Here is a 17186-nt window from a genome sequence, read left to right as displayed (position 1 = left end):
CTTCCCGCGGACGGGAGGCGGCTACGGGTAGGGCCAGGGGTTCTTGGTGCAGCCCTCGAGGCCCAGCGTCTGCTGCTGCATGACCGGCGCCAGCAGGCCGGGGCCCGGGCAGGGCTGGTGCCCGTTGCCGAGGGCGTGCCCGACCTCGTGGTTGACCACGTAGAGGCGGTAGGTGGCGACGTCGCCCTGGTAGTCCGGGACGGCGGTCTCCCACCGGGCGAGGTTGATGACGGCGCGGTCGCCGTACCGGCAGGAGGTGTAGCCGCCGGTGCCCACGCCCGGGCAGTACCGCTCCATGTTGCCGGGGCTGATCAGCGTGACCTTGAAGTCGAACGCGCCGGCGGCGGCCTCCTCCACACCGACGCGCTGGAACGACATCCGGCCGCCGTTGCCCCACCCGCGCGGGTCGGCCAGCGTGGCCTCGACGGCGGCGGCGAACCCGGCGCCGTCCACGCCGATCCCGTCCTCCACCTCGACGACGAAGCGGCGCAGCGGGCCGGCGCCGTACACCTGCGAGGTGCCGGGCACGACGGTGACCGTGCCCGCGCCCTGCTCGACGTAGGTGCCCGCCGCCGCGGTGGGGGTGGCGGTCGGGGCGGCCTCGCCCTCGGCCGGCCCGGTGGGGCTCGGCGTCCCGGGGCCGACGGCGGCTCCCGCGGTGGGGGTGGCCGACGAGGGCACCGACGAGGGCCCCGACGAGGTCGCGGCCACCGGCGGGCCGGCCACGGCCTGCTCGGACGCGGTGCCCTGGCGGGCGAGGTCGACGAGGGTGAGCAGCGTCGCGACGGTGAGCAGCGGGATCGCGTAGGCCCGCCAGCCGTACCGGAGGACGAAGCGGCGCAGCCGTCCCGGCGTCCGGCCGGTCCGCCGCGGCACCGCGGGGGACGGCGGCCGCGCGCCGGCGCGCGGCGGGGTGGGCCGGCCGTGCGGACCGCGGTCCTCGGTGGGCACGCGCGGGCGGGCGCCGGGCGGGCGGGCCGTCAGCGGCGGGGGCGGCGGCGGGGGACGACGGCCGGCGGGCGGCGGCACCCGGGGCGCGCGGCGGTCGGGGTCGTCGGCACCGGGGCGCCGGCTCCCGGACCTGCCGCCGGCCGGCGGTGCTGCCACGGCACGCCCTCCCGCACGTCGTCCGGTCTGCCGGCCGGGTCCCGGCCACTCACCAGACTCTCACGATCACCCCGCGTGAGGACCGAGCGCGCAGTGGCGCGAGGCGTGTCGGGCGCGCCCCGCGCGTCACCCCGCGGCGGTGCCGGTGACGGCGTCCTCGGCAGTGTCGGTGGCGGTGCCCTCGGCGGTGTCCTCGGCGGTGTCCTCGGCGTCCTCGAGGAGCCCGAGGACGGCGCGGGCGGTCTCCTCCGGCGACTCCAGCATCGCCACGTGCCCGACGCCGGGGAGCAGGAGCAGCCGGGCGCCGGGCACCGTGCCGGCCAGGCGCGGGGCGAGCGCGGGGTCGACCAGGCGGTCCCGGTCGCCCCACACGACCAGCGTCGGGACACGCAGCGCCCGGGCCATCCGCCACGCGTTGGCCGCACCCACGCGCAGGTAGGAGGTCATGAGCCCGCGCATGCTGCGCGCCAGCGCCTGGTGCGCCCAGGCCTGCTCCGCGCGCTCGCGCATCTCGGCCAGCGCCTGCTCCAGCCGCCGCGGCGGGATCCGCGACGGGTCGCCGAAGCACATCTGCACCATGCCGCGGACCTGCTGCTCGGGCGTCACCCCGGCCAGCCGGCGCTCGGCGACCGAGGGCATGCCGGGCAGCAGCAGGAGCAGCAGCGCCGGGCTGAACGCCCGCGGCACGCGGTACACCGGCATCGCCGGCGAGACCAGGGTCAGCGTGGCCACGAGGTCGGGCCGGCGGGCGGCGACCACCAGGCTGACCAGGCCGCCGAGGGAGTTGCCCAGCAGGTGCACCGGGCGCCCGGCGGCCTCCCCCGGCTCGGCGACGACGCGCTCGAGCACGTCGACCACCGCCTGCACGTGCCCGCGGATCGAGTAGGAGCCGCGCGGCGGCCGGCTGCGGCCGAAGCCGGGGAGGTCGACCGCCCAGCCGTCGCAGCGGACGGCGAGCAGGCCGGCCAGGTCCGTCCAGTTGGTGGAGGCGCCGCCCAGCCCGTGCACGTAGACGGCGCGCTCGCGGGGGGCGCCGTCGTCGGCCCCTCCGCCGGGGCCGCGCCAGGGGGTGCAGCGCACGAAGACCTCGCCGCCCCGCACCGGCACGTGCTCCCCCGGCCACGGCGGCGACTCGGCGTCCAGCGGCGGGAGGGCGGCGTCGGACAGCCGCGCGGACGTCGTCGGGGAGGAGACGGCGGGTCGGGGCACCGGGGAACGGTAGAACGCCCCGCTGCGGCGCGCGCCCTGGTGACCCGTCGGTAACATCCCCCGCGCCATGTCACTGTCGCGCCCGTCACCCGCCCCGGCCCGTCGCACCTCCCGCCTCCCGCGGGGCGCGCGGCGCCTGCAGCTGCTCCAGGCGGCGCAGGAGGTCTTCGTCGCCCAGGGGTTCCACGCGGCCGCGATGGACGACATCGCCGACCGCGCCGGCGTCAGCAAGCCGGTCCTCTACCAGCACTTCCCCGGCAAGCGGGAGCTGTACCTGGCGCTGCTCGAGCTCCAGGTGACCGAGCTGACCGACCGGGTGCGCCGGGCCATGTCCGGCACGGCCGACAACCGGGAGCGCGTCGACGGCGCGGTGGGCGCCTACTTCGACTTCATCGACGCCGAGGGCGAGGCCTTCCGGCTGGTGTTCGAGTCGGACCTGCGCAACGACGAGGACGTCCGGACGCTGGTCGACCGCGGCACCCACGCCTGCGTCGAGGCGATCGCCGAGGTCATCGCGTCCGAGACCGGGGCCGACCGGGAGCGCGCCATGCTGCTGGCCTCCGGGCTCACCGGGCTGGCCGAGACCAGCGCCCGCTGGTGGCTGGCCAGCAAGGGGTCGGTCGACCGCGACGAGGCGGTCACCTTCATGTCGGCGCTGGCCTGGCGCGGCATGTCCGGCTTCCCGCGGGTCGAGCCCGAGGCCTGAGCTGCGGGCGGCTCCCGCCGTTCGCTGACGGCGCAGCCTCGGGGCCGGTCGGCTCTGCGGCGCTGGACTAGCGTGGACGGCAGCAGTGCTACTCGAGGAGGCATCCGCGTGGAAGTCAAGATCGGTGTCCAACACTCCCCCCGGGAGCTGGTCATCGACAGCCCCAAGACCCCCGACGAGATCGCTGCCGACGTGGCCGCGGCCATGAGCGGCGCCACCAAGGACGGGCTGCTCACGCTGGTCGACGAGCGCGGTCGCCGCGTCGTCGTCCCGGTGGACCGGATCGCCTACGTGGAGATCGCCCCGGCCGACAAGCCGCGGGTGGGGTTCATCGCCGGCTCCAGCGCCTGAGCGACACCTGAGCACCGCCTCCCGACGGGGCGTCCTCTCCTGACGGAGGGGGCGCCCCGCCGGCGTCTCAGCGGCCGGCCACCTGCGCCGCGAGCTCCGAGCGCAGCGCCACCGCCCGCGCCGGGTGGTTGGTCGTCACCAGCCAGGCCCGGTCGTCGGCCAGCCAGGCGCGCAGCTCGGCCGGGTCGTCGACGGTCCAGACCAGCAGCGGCAGCCCGTGCCGCCGCGCCCAGCGGGCACCCCACAGCCGGGCCTGGGTGCGGTGGCAGACGGCGAGGTTGGCGTCGCTGGCCCGCAGCCGGCGGCCGGGCAGCACCTCCGCCCACCGCCCGGTGAGGAGCCTGCCCAGACCGCCCGGGCCGACGTCGCGGCTGAGCGACAGCCCCACGAGCAGGTGCGGGCAGGAGACGCGCGACCACGCCCGCACCGCCGCGACGGCCTCGTCCTGCAGCCCGGTGACGAGGACGTCGTCGGCGCCCATCACGTCGACCACGTGCCGGACCAGGGCCACCTCCGTCTCCGGCGGCACCGCCTCCCCCGCCTCGGGCGAGGCCAGCGGCTTCAGGTCCAGGTGCAGCTTCTTGCGACCGCGCAGCACCTCCAGCGCGTCGTCGAGCACCAGGTAGGTGTCGGCCAGGCGGGCGAACTCGTCGAAGGTGAGCGACGCGACGGGCACCCGCCGGCCGCCGTCGCGGATGGTGGCGTCGTGGAAGACGACGTAGACGCCGTCACGGCACCGGCGGACGTCGAACTCCACGTACTCGCAGTCGACGCCGGTCGCGTCGCGCAGCGCTCCGATGGTGTTCTCCCGGGCCCGGTCGGCCCCCGCGCCGCCGCGGTGCGCCGAGATCAGGGGCGGCGTCCGGGTGCTCGGGGGCTGGGGTGGGCGCACGGCGTGCTCTGGTGCCCGGCCGCGGGCCGGCGAAACGACCGCCGCGGGTCAGGGGTTGAGGCCGAGGGCCCGCATGCGCTCGGTGTGCGCGCTGGTGATCCGCTCGACGAGCCGGCCGATCCCGGACAGGTCGCCGGTCCCCTCCATGATCAGCCGGGCCAGCTCGTCGCGTTCGGCGATGACCGCCTGCGACTGGGTGATGGCCTCCCCGACCAGCCGGCGGCCCCACAGCGCCAGGCGGCCGGCGACGGTGCGGTTGGTGGCGATCGCCGCGCGCACCTCCCGGACGGCGAAGTCCGCGTGCCCGGTGTCGGCCATGACCTCGAGGATCAGCCCGCGGTCGGGCTCGGGCAGGAACGCGGCGACCTCGCGGTAGAAGTCGGCGGCGAGGCCGTCGCCGACGTAGGCCTTGACCAGGCCCTCCAGCCAGGTCCGCGGGCGGGTGCTGGCGTGGAAGGCGTCCAGCGCGGCGACGAACGGCGTCATCGCCTCGGCCGGGTCGGCGCCGAGCTCGGTCAGCCGCGCGGTCAGCCGCCCGTGGTGGGCGAGCTCGGCCGCGGCCATCCGGGCCAGCGCGGCGTGGCCGCCGAGCGTCGGCGCCATCCGGGCGTCCTCGGCAAGCCGGTCGAAGGCGGTCAGCTCGGCGTAGGCCAGGGCGCCGAGCAGGTCGACGACGGCGCGGGTCTCGACCGTGGTCACGGCACTCCTCGGGTCCGGCGGGGGGCGGGCCCGGCCTGCCCCCGGAGGGGGACCCGACCCGCTGCGGGAGGGAGGCTAACCGCCCCGCGCGCTAGCATGGGGGTCGGTGGGCCCCCGGGCCCGCCTGATCCACGTGCGCTGACACGTCATGGACGACCCCCCGCGGAGCCCCACGGCACCGGGCCGGGGAGGTCTCCCGGGCGGCCCTGCAGGGCGATGCCCGGTCCGCTGGCCGCGTCGGCGCTGGAGAGAGATCCGCGACACCCGACCGCGGAGCGGACCGCTGCGACGACGACTCGCCGCCGGTGCCCGCTCCCCCAGCAGACCGAGGCGAGAGCACTGACCTCCACCGAGAACACCCCTCCCACCCCCGAGCTCGAGCACGCCGAGACCGGCGCTCCCGCGCCGGAGCAGATCGAGCAGTCCGTCGAGGAGCTCGGCGGCGCGCCGGTCGCCCCCGACAGCCCGCTGTTCAGCGACTTCGACGTGCACCCCGACGTCGTCGCCGCGCTGGCCGACGTCGGGATCACCCGCACGTTCGCCATCCAGGAGCTCACCCTCCCGCTGGCGCTGGCCGGCAACGACCTGATCGGCCAGGCGCGCACCGGCACCGGCAAGACCCTGGGCTTCGGCGTCCCGATGCTGCAGCGGGTGACCCCGCCGGCCGAGGGCGGCGACGGCGTCCCGCAGGCGCTGGTCGTCGTCCCCACCCGTGAGCTGTGCGTGCAGGTCGCCCGCGACCTCGCCGCCGCCGGCACCCGCCGCGGCATCCGCGTGCAGGCCATCTACGGCGGCCGGGCGTTCGAGCCGCAGATCGAGTCGCTGCAGAAGGGCGTCGAGATCGTCGTCGGGACGCCCGGTCGGCTGCTGGACCTGGCGCAGCGGGGCGACCTGATCCTGGGCAAGGTCCGGGTGCTGGTCCTGGACGAGGCCGACGAGATGCTCGACCTGGGCTTCCTGCCCGACATCGAGCGGATCCTCGCGATGGTCCCGGAGAAGCGGCAGACGATGCTCTTCTCGGCCACCATGCCCGGGCCGATCGTGACCCTGTCCCGGTCGTTCATGACCCAGCCGACGCACATCCGCGCGCACGGCAACGACGAGGGCAGCACGGTCCCGCAGACGACCCAGTTCGTCTACCGGGCGCACAACCTCGACAAGCCCGAGCTGCTCTCCCGTGTGCTGCAGGCCCGCGACCGCGGCCTGGTGATGGTCTTCTGCCGCACCAAGCGCACCGCGCAGAAGGTGGCCGACGAGTTGGTCGACCGTGGCTTCGCCGCCGCGGCCGTGCACGGCGACCTCGGTCAGGGCGCCCGCGAGCAGGCGCTGCGCGCCTTCCGCAGCGGCAAGGTCGACGTCCTGGTCGCCACCGACGTCGCCGCCCGCGGCATCGACGTGACCGGGGTCAGCCACGTCGTCAACTACCAGTGCCCCGAGGACGAGAAGACCTACGTGCACCGGATCGGCCGCACCGGCCGCGCGGGCAGCACCGGCGTCGCCGTCACCCTCGTCGACTGGGACGACATCCCGCGCTGGCAGCTGATCAACAAGGCGCTGGACCTCGGCTTCGACGACCCGCCGGAGACCTACTCCACCTCGCCGTGGGTCTACACCGACCTCGACGTGCCCGAGGGCGCCAAGGGCCGGCTCCCCCGGTCGCAGCGCACCCGCGAGGGCCTGGAGGCCGAGACCCTCGAGGACCTCGGCGAGACCGGCCGGCGCAACCGCCCCGCCGGTCGCGGCCAGGGTGCCGACAGCCGCGGCCCGGCGCGGGACGCCGAGGCCTCCGACGACGCCGAGCGCCCGGCCGGCGCCCGCAAGAGCCGCCCGCGCCGCCGCACCCGTGGTGGTGGCGCCGCCGCGGCAGCCGACGGCACCCCGCAGCCCTCCGCCGAGGAGGCCACCGGCTCCCCCGACGCCTCCGGCGGCGCCGTCGAGGCGTCCGGTGAGGGCACCGGCGGCGCGCCGAAGCCTCGCCGCCGGCGCCGGCGCCGCGGCGGCTCCGGGCGGGGCGGCTCCGGGGGCGGCGGCTCCGAGTCCGCCGCCTGATGGAGGACCACCCTTCCCCCCACGCCCCGCACGCCGGGCGCGGGACCCCGGAGGGTGGCCGACGCCGACCGGGCCTCCCGCCGTTGCGCGTGTGGGTGTGGACCGCGGCCGCCCTCGCCCTGGTGGTGGTGGCCGCGCTGCTGTGGCGCGGATCGGACGCCGCGGCGACCGAGAGCACGACCGCGGCACCGGCCGACGTCCCCGAGGGGGCGCCGGCCGGCGCCGTCTCCGCGGCCTGGGACGCCGACGGCGACCCGCTGCCCGAGGCGCCGGTGCAGGACGGCCGGGTCCTGGTCGGCGAGGAGCACGGCGTGCGGGCGCTCGACGCGGTCACCGGCGAGGAGGCCTGGCACTACACCCGGTCCAACGCGCGGCTGTGCGACGTGACCGCCGTCGACGGCCGGGCGGTCGCGGTGTTCGCCACCGCCGGCCGGTGCGACGAGGCAGTCGCCCTGGACGCCGGGACCGGGGTGCGGCAGTGGACCCGCAACCTGAGCCTGCGCCCGGACATCACGCTGACCAGCGCCCCGGGCATGGTGCTGGCCACGGCGCCGACCGGCGTGGTCGTCGTCGACCCGGGCAGCGACACGCTGCGCTGGCGTGCCGACGCGTCCGAGGGTTGCCGGATCGCGGCGGGGGACGTCGGCAGCGCCGCCGTCGTCGTGCTCGAGACCTGCGACGGGACGGCGCGGCTGCGCGGGCTCGAGCGCGGCGCCGGGGACGGGCTGTGGAGCCGGGACGTGCCGCTGCCCGACGACGCCGCCGCCGAGGAGGCGACGCCCGTCGTCCTCGCCGGCGCCGGGCGGCTGGTCGCGCTCGCGGTCGGCGACGAGCTGCAGCTGGTCCGGGCCGGGGACGGCGTCCCCCTCCCCTCCGTACCGCTGCCGCCCGCAGGGCCCGAGGACGCTGCCCCCGTGGCCGTCGAGACCGGCGGCACCCTGTTCGTCTGGGCCCGGGGCACCACGCTGGCGCTCGACCAGGCGACGGGGCGGCTGCTGTGGTCGGTGCCGTCGCGGGGCCTGCCCGCCGTCGGGGCCGACAAGGCCATCGAGGTGGTCGCCGCGCCGGTCGTCGTCCCGGAGGACGGCGCCTTCGTCTCCCGCGACTCCCGCACCGGCGCCGAGCTCGGCCGCAGCACGGTCGACGCCGAGCTGCCCGCCGGTGGCCGGACCGCCACGGTCGGGCCGGTCGTGGTCTACCGGCCGGCCGGCCGGGTGCTCGCCTTCAGCTGATCGGGGGCCGGACCGGGCACGCCGCGCCGCCGCGGGGTTCACTGGGGGCATGGTCATGCCCGGCGGCCCCGAGGACCGCACCACCCTCGCCATCGCCCCCGACGACCTGCGCCAGCTCGCCGAGCACGACGCCGCGCACCGCACCTTCGCCGGCGGTGCCGGCCCGCTGGCCGCGCTGGACACCGGCGGCGACGGCGAGAACGGCACCGTCCTCCTGGTCGCCGGGTACACCGGCAGCAAGGAGGACTTCGCGCCGCTGCTGCGCCCGCTGTGCGCCGCGGGGTACCGCGTCGTCGCCGTCGACCAGCGCGGCCAGTACGAGTCGCCCGGCCCCGACGACCCGGCGCGCTACTCGGTCGCCGAGCTCGCCGACGACCTGCTCGCCGTGGCCCGCGTGCTCGCCGACGAGACCGGCGTCCCGCACCTGGTGGGGCACAGCTTCGGTGGGCTGGTCGCCCGCGCCGCCGTCCTCGCCGACCCGGGGGCGTTCCGCTCGCTGACGCTGCTGGGCTCCGGGCCATCGCGGCTGGTCGGCCCGCGCGCCGACCTGCTCGACCACCTCGGGCCGCTGCTGGAGGCCGGCGGCGTGCCGCTGGTGCACCAGACGCTCGAGCAGCTGGCGATGACCGACCCCAAGGCGCAGGACGTGCCGGCGCCGACCCGCGAGTTCTACGCCCGCCGCTTCCTGGCCAACAGCGCCGCCGGGCTGCGCGGCATGGCCGACGCGATGACCTCCGAGCCCGACCGCGTCGCCGAGCTCGCCGCCACCGGCGTGCCGGTGCTCGTCGCCCACGGCGTCGCCGACGACGCGTGGACCCCCGCCGCGCAGACCGACATGGCGAAGCGGCTGGGTGCGCGCCACGCGGTCGTCCCCGGCGCCATCCACTCCCCGGCCGTCGAGAACCCGCCCGAGACGCTCGCGGCGCTGCTGGACTTCTGGGCGTCGGTCTCGGTCTCCGCCGCCGACGAGACCGCCGGCGAGGACGCCGGCTCCACCGCCGCGGGCCGCCCGTGACCGGCTACGGGACGCCGCTGCCCGACCCCGCCGACTGGACGCCGGAGGAGGACCACCGGGGCTTCTTCGGCCCCGACAGCGTCACCTGGCGCATCCACGCCGACCCCAGCTACTCCGCCGGCGGCATGCGGGCGCTGATGCTGCAGGCGCTGCACCCGGTCGCCATGGACGGCGTCGCTCGCAACTCGGCGGCCTTCCGCGACGAGCCGTGGCAGCGGCTGGTCCGCACCGGCCAGTACGTGGAGACGCTCACCTTCGGCACCCGCAGCGAGGCCCGGCGGGCGGTCGCGCGGGTCCGCGGGCTCCATCACCGGCTGGGCGGCGTCGAGGAGGGCACCGGCCGGGCCTACCGGGCCGACGACCCCGACCTGCTGCTGTGGGTGCACAACTGCGAGGTGGACTCGCTGCTGTCGACCGCCCGCCGCGCCGGGGTGCCGCTGACCGACGACGACGCCGACCGGTACGTGGCCGAGCAGGTCACCGCCGCCGTCCTGGTCGGCGTCCCGGAGGACACCGTGCCCCGCACCGTCGCCGGCCTGCAGGGCTACTTCGCAGACGTGCGGCCGCTGCTGGCCGCCACGCCCGCCGCACGGGACGCCGTCCGGCTGCTCTTCCTGCCGCCGATGCCGGCCTGGGTGCAGCTGCTCACCCCGGCCCGGCCGGCGTGGGGCGGGCTGGCCGGCCTCGGCTTCGCGCTGCTGCCGGCCTGGGCGCGGCAGATGTTCTCGATGCCCGGGCTCGGCCTCACCGACGCCGCGGCGACCGGTGCGCTGCGGGCGTTCCGCCAGGGCCTGCTGGCGCTGCCGGTGCGGGTGCGCCGGTCCCCGATCGTGCGGGCCGGCTTCGAGCGCACAGCGGCGCCGCTCAGCGCATGAAGCACCCCGCCGCCCCCCACCGCTCGCACGCTCGCGGCGGGCCCCTGCGGCGCGGCCAGGAGGATCAGACCTGCGGACTCATCTCGGCGGGCTCCTCCTCGGCGAGGAACGCCCAGGTCTCCGGCTGGGGCCCGACCGCCCGGCCCGGCGCGCAGGAGGACCGGAAGTCGCACCAGCCGCACTGCCGGCCGGGGACGGCGGGGAACGCGGCGTCGGCGTCCTCCCCCGCGCGCAGCGCCTCCGTGGCCCGCTCGATGTCCTCGGCGGTGTCCTCGGCCCGGCGCACGTGGTTGGCCAGCGACCGGTCGGTGTGCTCGAAGGCCGCGACCGTGCCCGAGGGCAGGTGGTGCAGCTCGACCCGGCTGCAGGGCCGGCGCAGGGTGCGGCGGACGCCGAGCACGTAGGCGGCCAGCGCGGCCGAGCCGCGGGCCTCGTCGTCGGTGCTGGGGACCCGGCCGGTCTTGTAGTCGACGACCACCAGCTCGTCGCCGCGCTGGTCGATCCGGTCGACCCGGCCCGACAGCGCCAGCCGCTCGGTCGTGGCCGCGACCTGGCGCTCGGTGCCGACCGGCTCCTCGGCCGGGTCCAGCCCGGTCACGTAGTCGGTGAGCCAGCCCGCCGCCCGCGACCGCCAGCGCTGCGCCTGGTCGGCGTCGCGGAACCCGGCGGTCGACCACACCCCGTACAGCAGCTGCCGGGCCGCGGCCGCCGTCCGCTCCCGGACCGGCAGCTCCCACCACGACCGCAGCGCCGCGTGCACCGCCGACCCGACCGAGTTGTGCGCCCACGCCGGGCCCTTGGGCGGCGTCGGCCGGTCGAGGTAGGCGTGCCGGTAGCGGCGCGGGCAGTCGGTGAAGGTGGCCAGCTTGCTCGGCGTGGCGGGGAAGAGCCGGCGCGGCATGCCCGGCATCTCCAGCTGTCCGCTCGCCATGCCCCCACGCTAACCGCCGGCGCCGACGGTCCCGGGCCTCAGTCGGTGAACGGCGCGCTGCCGGTCCCGGCGGACAGCAGGGCCTCCCACTGCACCGGGTCGGTGGTGCAGGCGGCGATCGGCGTCGTCTTGTTGGTGCCGTGGTAGTCGCTCGAGCCGGTGACCAGCAGCCCGAGGTCGGCGGCGAGCCCGCGCAGGTGCGCCCGCTCGCTCTCGCTGTGGTCGGGGTGGTCGACCTCCAGGCCGAGCAGGCCGGCCTCGGCCATCGCCGCGACGGCGTCGTCGTCCACCACGCGACCGCGCTTGGTCGCCAGGCCGTGGGCGAACACCGGGACCCCGCCGGCCGCGCGCACGAGGCGGATGCCGTCGAGCACGTCGGTGTCGGCCTTGGCCACGTAGTAGGGGCTGCGGTGGTGGAGGAGGTCGGCGAAGGCCTCGTCCACGGAGCCCACGACCCCGGCGTCGACCAGCGCCCGGGCCACGTGCGGCCGGCCGACCACCCCGCCCTGCGAGGTCTCCACGATCCGCGCCCACTCGACCGGGTAGCCGGCCTCGGCCAGCGCCGTGACGATCCGCTCGCCGCGGCCCAGCCGTTCCTCGCGCAGCCGGGCGCGCTCGGCGGCCAGCGCCGGGGCGTCGGGGTCGAACAGGTACGCCAGCAGGTGCAGGCTGATCGGGTTGCCCTCCGCGTGCAGCCAGCGGCAGGACAGCTCCATCCCCGGGACGACGGTCAGCCCGCGCGGGCGGGCCTGCGCCGCGGCCGCCCAGCCCTCGGTGGTGTCGTGGTCGGTGAGGGCGACGACGTCGAGCCCGGCGTCGCGGGCGGTCGCCAGGAGCTCGGCCGGCGTCTGGGTGCCGTCGGAGACCGACGAGTGGGTGTGGAGGTCGATCCGCATCGCGGTCAGCCTGCCGTACCCGGCGCCGGGCCGGTCAGGTGCCCTGCGGCGGGCGCGGGATGGGCTGGGTGTCCTGCCGGCCGGCGGGGTCCCCGGCCGGCCATCCCGTCGGCTGGGGCGCCGTCCGGGTGGCCGGCCGCGGCCTCGGCCGGGCGGTCGCCGGTTCGGCGCCGCCCTCGTCGTCGCCGTCGGCCATCCCCTCGCCGCCGAACAGCAGCTGGCTGACCCGCCGGTAGAGCACGTCGGCGTGCGGCAGGAAGGTGATCTCCGACAGCGCCTGCTGCTGGCCGGCGGACTCGAAGCGGAAGGTGCCGTACCCGAGGACCTGGCCGAGGAGGGTCTCCTTCCAGGTCAGGTCGGTGATCCGGCGCAGCGGCAGCAGCGCGACGGTGCGGACGACGATGCCGCTGGTCAGCAGCACCCGACGGTTGGTGACGATGAAGTGGCGCATCCACCACTCGCCGACCCGCAGCGCGAGGACCACCAGCGCCGCGGCGGCCACCAGCAGCCCGGCGGTGCTGGTGAGCCGGTTGTCCGGGTCGAGCACCAGCAGCCAGCCGCCGAGGACCAGCACCGGCAGTGCCTTGACCGTGGGGACGATCAGCACCGCCCAGTGCCGCCGCGTGGCCACGACCGGTGGCAGCTCGCCGGGCAGCAGGTACTTGGCGGCGTCCTTGCGCCACCGCTCGGGGCGGTGGTCCGGGGTCCTGCCCGTGCCACCCGGGTCGGTCATGCGGCCTAGATCAGCGACCCGACGAACTCGCCCAGCGAGGAGGCGGCGTCACCGAGGGTCTCCCCCGCGCTCTTGACGATCTGCGCGGACTTCTCCGGCGCCTGGATGACGTAGAAGATGACGAAGGCGACGGCCAGCCAGGTGATGACCTTCTTGAGGTTCACGCCACCTCCGGGTGGTGCTCGGTGCACCGGCGGACGGCGCCGCCGGGGTGGCCCGGGCGGGCCGGGGTCATGGGTAACACGCACCCCACCGGCACCGGCCGCAACACGCCGCCGGGGATCCGAGGCGCTGCGGTCCGCTACGACCCGGGCAGCAGGTGCTCGCTGGGCGGGCCCAGCGGCAGGTCCGGGTAGACCCGTTCGCGCAGGTCGAGCAGCTCCAGCTGCTCGGCGAGCAGCCAGGCCGCCGACATCGGCCACATGACCAGCCACAGCCACACGCCGTAGGCCTCGCCGACGAAGGCCGCGCGGTCGTCGGTGGTCGGGACGGCCCACAGCGGGGCGTGCTGGCCGGCGGCCTCGACCGTGGCCGAGGAGGGACCGGAGATCACGTCGCCCGGGTCGGGTCCGGGCAGGCCGGCGTAACCGCAGCCGACGCCGGTGCCCGGCTCCTCGGCGACGAGCACGAGCTCGGCCGAGCCGCCCAGCGGCGCCGGGCCGGCGCAGTCGACCACGATCGCCCGGGCGCCCGGCTCCCCGCCCCAGGCCATGCCGGTGACCGACCAGCCGGCCGGCATCGGGTCGGGGACCCACGCGGGGACCCGGGCGTCGGCGGTCACCGCCGCGATGGCGTCGTGCGCGATGAGCGCCGTGTGGTGCAGCGGGGTGACGGCCCCGTGGACGTGGCACCACGCCTGTGCCGAGTCCCCGGGACGGACGGCGAGTCGCTCGCCGCAGCGAGGGCAGACCGGGGAGGCGCTCATCGTCGTTACCGTCCTGTGGCCGTGGGTGTTCGTCAAGCGCAGGCGCCGGCGCCCCGGCGTGGGCGTAGCGTCCGCGCCGTGCCTGCTGGGGACGCCGTGCCCGCCGAGGACGCCGCACCCGCGGAGGACGCCGCACCCGCGGAGGACGCCGCGGCCGCGGAGGACGCCGCGCCCGGCCCCACCGCCGGGACGCCGCGCGCCGTCCCCTGCGTCGGGGCGGTGGTCCACGACGCCGGAGGGCGGCTGCTGTTGATCCGCCGGGGCACCGAGCCCGGCCGCGGGCTGTGGTCGGTGCCCGGCGGCCGGGTGGAGCCCGGTGAGTCGCCGGCGGCGGCGGTCGAGCGGGAGGTGCGCGAGGAGACCGGGCTGCGGGTGCGCGCCGGCGCCGTGGTGGGGCGGGTACGCATAACGGGCCCGGGTGTCGTCTACGACGTCACGGACCTGGCGTGCACGCTGCTCGACCCGGCCGCGGTGCCGGTCGCGGGCGACGACGCCGACGCGGCCGGCTTCGTCGACGGCGCCGCGCTCGCGGGGCTGTCCTGCACCGAGGGCCTGCTCGAGCACCTGGGCAGCTGGGGCGTCCTGCCCCGCTGACCGGTCCCCGCGCCGGCGCGTGGTTCAGCGCGGCCGGGGCTCCGGGCGGCCGGGCTGCTCGCCGCCACGGGCCTCGCCGTAGCTGCGCTTGGGCACCATGACCTTGCGGCGGAAGACGCACACGACGGTGCCGTCCTGCTTGTAGCCGATCGTCTCCACGTACACCACGCCGCGGTCGTCCTTGGACCTCGACTCGGTCTTGTCCAGGACAGTCGTCTCGCCGTAGATGGTGTCGCCGTGGAAGGTCGGCGCCACGTGCTTGAGCGACTCGACCTCGAGGTTGGCGATCGCCTTGCCGGAGACGTCCGCGACGCTCATGCCCAGCAGCAGCGAGTAGATGTAGTTGCCGACGACGACGTTCTTGCCGAAGTCGGTCGTCTCCCCCGCGTAGTGCGTGTCCAGGTGCAGCGGGTGGTGGTTCATGGTGATCAGGCAGAACAGGTGGTCGTCGTACTCGGTGACCGTCTTGCCGGGCCAGTGCTTGTAGACCGCCCCGACCTCGAACTCCTCGTAGTACCGACCGAACTGCATGTGGGGCTCCCCGGCGTCGTTGCTGGTGGGGGCACCGGTACCCGCGGGACAGCCGCTCCACCGGCGGGCGGGTGCGGTGCCCACGCACGCGTCGGTGACCCGTCTGGACGGGCGCCGATCCTACGATGCTCGGGTGTCTCCGCTCTCCACGGCCGAGGGCAGCACCGGCACGGACGTGGTCCCGCTCTCCCGCACGTCGCGCCGGGTGCGGCTGGCCGTCACCACCGTGCTCTTCGGGCTGGTCATGACCGGGACCGTCTGGGGCGACGACTCGGACTTCCCCTTCGGGCCCTTCCGCATGTACTCGACCCGCGCCGACCCGGATGCCCCGGTCGTCTCCACCCGCGTGGTGGGGCTGACCGCGGCGGGCGAGGAGGTGCGCCTCTCCGGCGGCGAGGTGGGGCTGCGCCGCGCCGAGTTCGAGGGCCAGCTCCCGCGGATGGAGGCCGAGCCGGAACTGCTGGGGCTGCTCGCCGAGACCTACGCCGAGCGCCACCCCGACGCCGAGCCCCTGGTGGAGGTCCGGGTCGTCCAGCGGCGGTTCGAGCTCGTCGACGGCCAGCGCACCGGTGAGTACACCGACACCGTCGTGGTCGACCACGACCTCGCGGACCCCGACCCGGAGAGCACCCCGTGAGCCACCGCGACGCCCCCTCCGCCGGCGCCCCCTCCCCCGGCGCCTCCTCCCCCGGTACCTCCTCCCCCGCTACCTCCTCCCCCGCCGCCTCCCGGTCCGGACGCGGCCCGTTCCCGCTGAGCGGCGGCTGGTGGTTCCGCCCGGTGCCGCTGGGCCGCATCGCGGTCGTGCGGACCATCGCCTACCTGTTCATCTGGGTGGACGTCTGGCTGACCACCGCCTGGGTCAAGGCGCACGCCGACGTCCCGACCGAGTGGTACGCGCCGCTGACCATCGGCGAGCTGCTGGGCCTCCCCACCCCCACCCACACGGTGGTCACGGTCGTGCAGTGGGCGCTGCTGCTCACGGCCCTGGCGGCGGCGACCGGCCGGGCGCCCCGGCTGCTCGGCACCGCGGTGTTCCTCCTCTACGCCGAGTGGATGGTCATCGCGATGAGCTACGGGAAGGTGGACCACGACCGCATCGCCTTCCTGGTGCTGCTGGCCGTGCTGCCGACCGTGGGGGTCGCCCGATGGCGCGACCGCCGCCGGTCCGAGGCCGCCGGCTTCGCGATGGCGGCGGTGCTGGTCACGGTCATGCTCACCTACTTCCTCGCCGCCTGGGCGAAGATCCGCTTCGGCGGCTGGGACTGGCCCACCGGCGCCACCCTCGCGCGGGCCGTGATCCGGCGGGGCACGCCGCTGTCGGACTGGACGCTCGACTTCCCGTGGCTGCTCGAGGCGATGCAGTGGGCCATGATCGTCCTCGAGGCGCTCGCTCCGCTCATGCTGCTGGTCTGGCGCGACCGGGCCCGGATCGCCCTCGTGGCCTTCCTCATCGGCTTCCACCTGATGGTCTACGCCGGGGTGACGATCGTCTTCCTGCCGCACTGCGTCGCGGTGCTGTCGATCCTGCCGTGGGAGCGGGCGCCGGAGCTGCGGGACCGGCTTCTCCGCCGTGCTCCGCACCCCGCCGGTCCGGCCGGCGCCGCCCCCGCCCCCACGACCTCCTGACACGGGGCGGGCGCCCGAGGCGGTCAGAGCAGGGCGCCGATGCGCGCGGCCATCTCGGTCTCGTGCTGCTGGTAGGAGTCGGCCACACCGGCCAGCAGACCGCCCATGCCGGTCAAGGCGTCGGCCACCCCCTGCGCTGCCAGTCGCCACTGCTCGTACAGCTCGGTGAAGCGGACGGCGGCCTGGCTGTCGGTCCAGCCGTCGAGCACCGAGCTGTTGACGCTGCTCGACAGCGCGGTCTGGCGAGCCGTCGTCTCCGCTGCCTCGGCCCGGCACTGCCCTGCCATCGACTGCAGGGTGGCGATGTCGACCTTCACGTGTCCTCCTCGTCGTCCCGGGTCCCTCCCGGTGGCGGGGCACGTTAGGCGGACGCGGCCCGAAGGCGCCCCGGCTGTCCACATCGGTCGGTCCCGTCCACAGCCGGCCGCTGCGCGGCCCGGCCGGGGCACACCGCCCCCAGGCTCGCGGCGTGGGCACCCCCTCTCCCGGCCGGCCGGCCACCCGCTGCTGGACCCTGCTGACCGCCGGCGGCCGCTGCGACGTCGAGGTCTCCGCTCCCGACGACGCCCGGCTCGGCGAGGTCCTCCCGGGCTTGGAGGAGCTCCTCGGCCGGCCGGCCGGCGAGCTCTGGAACGGGTCGACGCGGCTACCGCCCGACACCGAACTGCGGTCCCCCGCGCTGGCGCACGGTCGCGTGCTCGGGATCGGGGGGGGGGGGGGGCGGGGGGGCGGGGGGGGGGGGGGGGGGGGGGGGGGGGGCGGGGGGGGGGGGGGGGGGGGGGGGGGGGGGGGGGGGGGGGGGGGGGGGGGGG

At 76.8% G+C, this 17186-nt stretch carries 20 protein-coding genes; 9 read left to right on the top strand and 11 right to left on the bottom strand.

From position 1 onward, the window contains the following. Window positions 1-21: 21 nt before the first annotated feature. A complete protein-coding gene (locus tag ACI8AX_RS00100; RefSeq protein WP_456547752.1) occupies window positions 22-1107 on the bottom strand; it encodes a DUF3152 domain-containing protein in 1086 nt (361 codons plus the stop codon). Window positions 1108-1233: 126 nt separating this feature from the next. Beyond that, on the bottom strand, window positions 1234-2316 hold the full coding sequence (locus tag ACI8AX_RS00095) for an alpha/beta fold hydrolase (protein WP_456547751.1): 1083 nt from the start codon (window positions 2314-2316) through the stop codon (window positions 1234-1236). 67 nt (window positions 2317-2383) lie between these two features. Here ACI8AX_RS00095 and ACI8AX_RS00090 point away from each other — a divergent pair, with 67 nt between their 5' ends. Both ACI8AX_RS00090 and ACI8AX_RS00085 read left to right on the top strand, forming a co-directional pair. After that, window positions 2384-3022, top strand: a complete 639-nt coding sequence (locus ACI8AX_RS00090; RefSeq protein WP_456547750.1) for a TetR/AcrR family transcriptional regulator — start codon at window positions 2384-2386, stop codon at window positions 3020-3022. A 108-nt stretch (window positions 3023-3130) separates the two neighbouring features. Next, entirely contained in the window at window positions 3131-3373 is a 243-nt protein-coding gene (locus ACI8AX_RS00085) for a DUF3107 domain-containing protein (protein ID WP_456547749.1), read from the top strand. 67 nt (window positions 3374-3440) lie between these two features. Here ACI8AX_RS00085 and ACI8AX_RS00080 read toward each other — a convergent pair whose 3' ends face one another. Together ACI8AX_RS00080 and ACI8AX_RS00075 are read right to left on the bottom strand one after the other, a co-directional pair. Beyond that, complete coding sequence (locus ACI8AX_RS00080; protein ID WP_456547748.1) at window positions 3441-4265, bottom strand: glycerophosphodiester phosphodiesterase; 825 nt, start codon at window positions 4263-4265, stop codon at window positions 3441-3443. Window positions 4266-4313: 48 nt separating this feature from the next. Next, entirely contained in the window at window positions 4314-4964 is a 651-nt protein-coding gene (locus ACI8AX_RS00075) for a ferritin-like fold-containing protein (RefSeq protein WP_456547747.1), read from the bottom strand. 216 nt (window positions 4965-5180) lie between these two features. On the opposite strand from ACI8AX_RS00075, the gene ACI8AX_RS00070 reads away from it, so the two are divergent. The 4 genes from ACI8AX_RS00070 (at window position 5181) to ACI8AX_RS00055 (ending at window position 10135) form a co-directional block, all read left to right on the top strand. Next, a complete protein-coding gene (locus ACI8AX_RS00070) occupies window positions 5181-7013 on the top strand; it encodes a DEAD/DEAH box helicase (RefSeq protein ID WP_456547746.1) in 1833 nt (610 codons plus the stop codon). Between the two features lie 89 nt (window positions 7014-7102). Then, the gene (locus tag ACI8AX_RS00065) at window positions 7103-8245 is read left to right on the top strand and encodes an outer membrane protein assembly factor BamB family protein (RefSeq protein WP_456547992.1); all 1143 of its coding nucleotides are present in this window, start codon (window positions 7103-7105) and stop codon (window positions 8243-8245) included. A gap of 49 nt (window positions 8246-8294) precedes the next feature. After that, window positions 8295-9260, top strand: coding sequence for an alpha/beta fold hydrolase (locus tag ACI8AX_RS00060; RefSeq protein ID WP_456547745.1), 966 nt, complete (start codon window positions 8295-8297; stop codon window positions 9258-9260). Beyond that, complete coding sequence (locus tag ACI8AX_RS00055) at window positions 9257-10135, top strand: oxygenase MpaB family protein (RefSeq protein ID WP_456547744.1); 879 nt, start codon at window positions 9257-9259, stop codon at window positions 10133-10135. The genes ACI8AX_RS00060 and ACI8AX_RS00055 overlap by 4 nt, the downstream gene beginning before the upstream one ends. Before the next feature lie 64 nt (window positions 10136-10199). Here ACI8AX_RS00055 and ACI8AX_RS00050 read toward each other — a convergent pair whose 3' ends face one another. The 5 genes from ACI8AX_RS00050 to ACI8AX_RS00030 all read right to left on the bottom strand — a co-directional run bounded on the left by ACI8AX_RS00050 (window position 10200) and on the right by ACI8AX_RS00030 (window position 13620). Next, window positions 10200-11066 (bottom strand): RecB family exonuclease, encoded by an 867-nt coding sequence (locus ACI8AX_RS00050; protein ID WP_456547743.1) that lies wholly within the window; start codon window positions 11064-11066, stop codon window positions 10200-10202. 38 nt (window positions 11067-11104) lie between these two features. After that, window positions 11105-11962, bottom strand: a complete 858-nt coding sequence (locus ACI8AX_RS00045; RefSeq protein WP_456547742.1) for a PHP domain-containing protein — start codon at window positions 11960-11962, stop codon at window positions 11105-11107. 34 nt (window positions 11963-11996) lie between these two features. Continuing rightward, on the bottom strand, window positions 11997-12695 hold the full coding sequence (locus ACI8AX_RS00040) for a PH domain-containing protein (protein ID WP_456547741.1): 699 nt from the start codon (window positions 12693-12695) through the stop codon (window positions 11997-11999). Window positions 12696-12700: 5 nt separating this feature from the next. Further along, complete coding sequence (locus tag ACI8AX_RS00035; RefSeq protein WP_456547740.1) at window positions 12701-12859, bottom strand: hypothetical protein; 159 nt, start codon at window positions 12857-12859, stop codon at window positions 12701-12703. 137 nt (window positions 12860-12996) lie between these two features. Continuing rightward, entirely contained in the window at window positions 12997-13620 is a 624-nt protein-coding gene (locus tag ACI8AX_RS00030) for a DUF6758 family protein (RefSeq protein ID WP_456547739.1), read from the bottom strand. A 78-nt stretch (window positions 13621-13698) separates the two neighbouring features. On the opposite strand from ACI8AX_RS00030, the gene ACI8AX_RS00025 reads away from it, so the two are divergent. Then, a complete protein-coding gene (locus ACI8AX_RS00025; RefSeq protein ID WP_456547738.1) occupies window positions 13699-14214 on the top strand; it encodes an NUDIX hydrolase in 516 nt (171 codons plus the stop codon). A 24-nt stretch (window positions 14215-14238) separates the two neighbouring features. On the opposite strand, the gene ACI8AX_RS00020 is transcribed toward ACI8AX_RS00025, so the two are convergent. Beyond that, window positions 14239-14745, bottom strand: a complete 507-nt coding sequence (locus ACI8AX_RS00020; protein WP_456547737.1) for a MaoC family dehydratase — start codon at window positions 14743-14745, stop codon at window positions 14239-14241. Window positions 14746-14878: 133 nt separating this feature from the next. Here ACI8AX_RS00020 and ACI8AX_RS00015 point away from each other — a divergent pair, with 133 nt between their 5' ends. Together ACI8AX_RS00015 and ACI8AX_RS00010 are read left to right on the top strand one after the other, a co-directional pair. Then, window positions 14879-15382: a hypothetical protein gene (locus ACI8AX_RS00015; protein WP_456547736.1), complete on the top strand. Its 504-nt coding sequence runs from the start codon at window positions 14879-14881 to the stop codon at window positions 15380-15382. Between the two features lie 143 nt (window positions 15383-15525). After that, on the top strand, window positions 15526-16374 hold the full coding sequence (locus ACI8AX_RS00010; protein WP_456547735.1) for an MFS transporter permease: 849 nt from the start codon (window positions 15526-15528) through the stop codon (window positions 16372-16374). A 23-nt stretch (window positions 16375-16397) separates the two neighbouring features. Here the strand turns inward: ACI8AX_RS00010 and ACI8AX_RS00005 are convergent, their stop codons facing one another. Continuing rightward, window positions 16398-16691: a WXG100 family type VII secretion target gene (locus tag ACI8AX_RS00005; protein ID WP_456547734.1), complete on the bottom strand. Its 294-nt coding sequence runs from the start codon at window positions 16689-16691 to the stop codon at window positions 16398-16400. Window positions 16692-17186 lie beyond the last annotated feature (495 nt).

It is taken from the genome of Blastococcus sp. SYSU D00813, assembly GCF_054050735.1.
The sequence above is the reverse complement of the archived record's forward strand: the minus strand, read 5'-3'. Positions and strand labels throughout refer to the sequence as shown.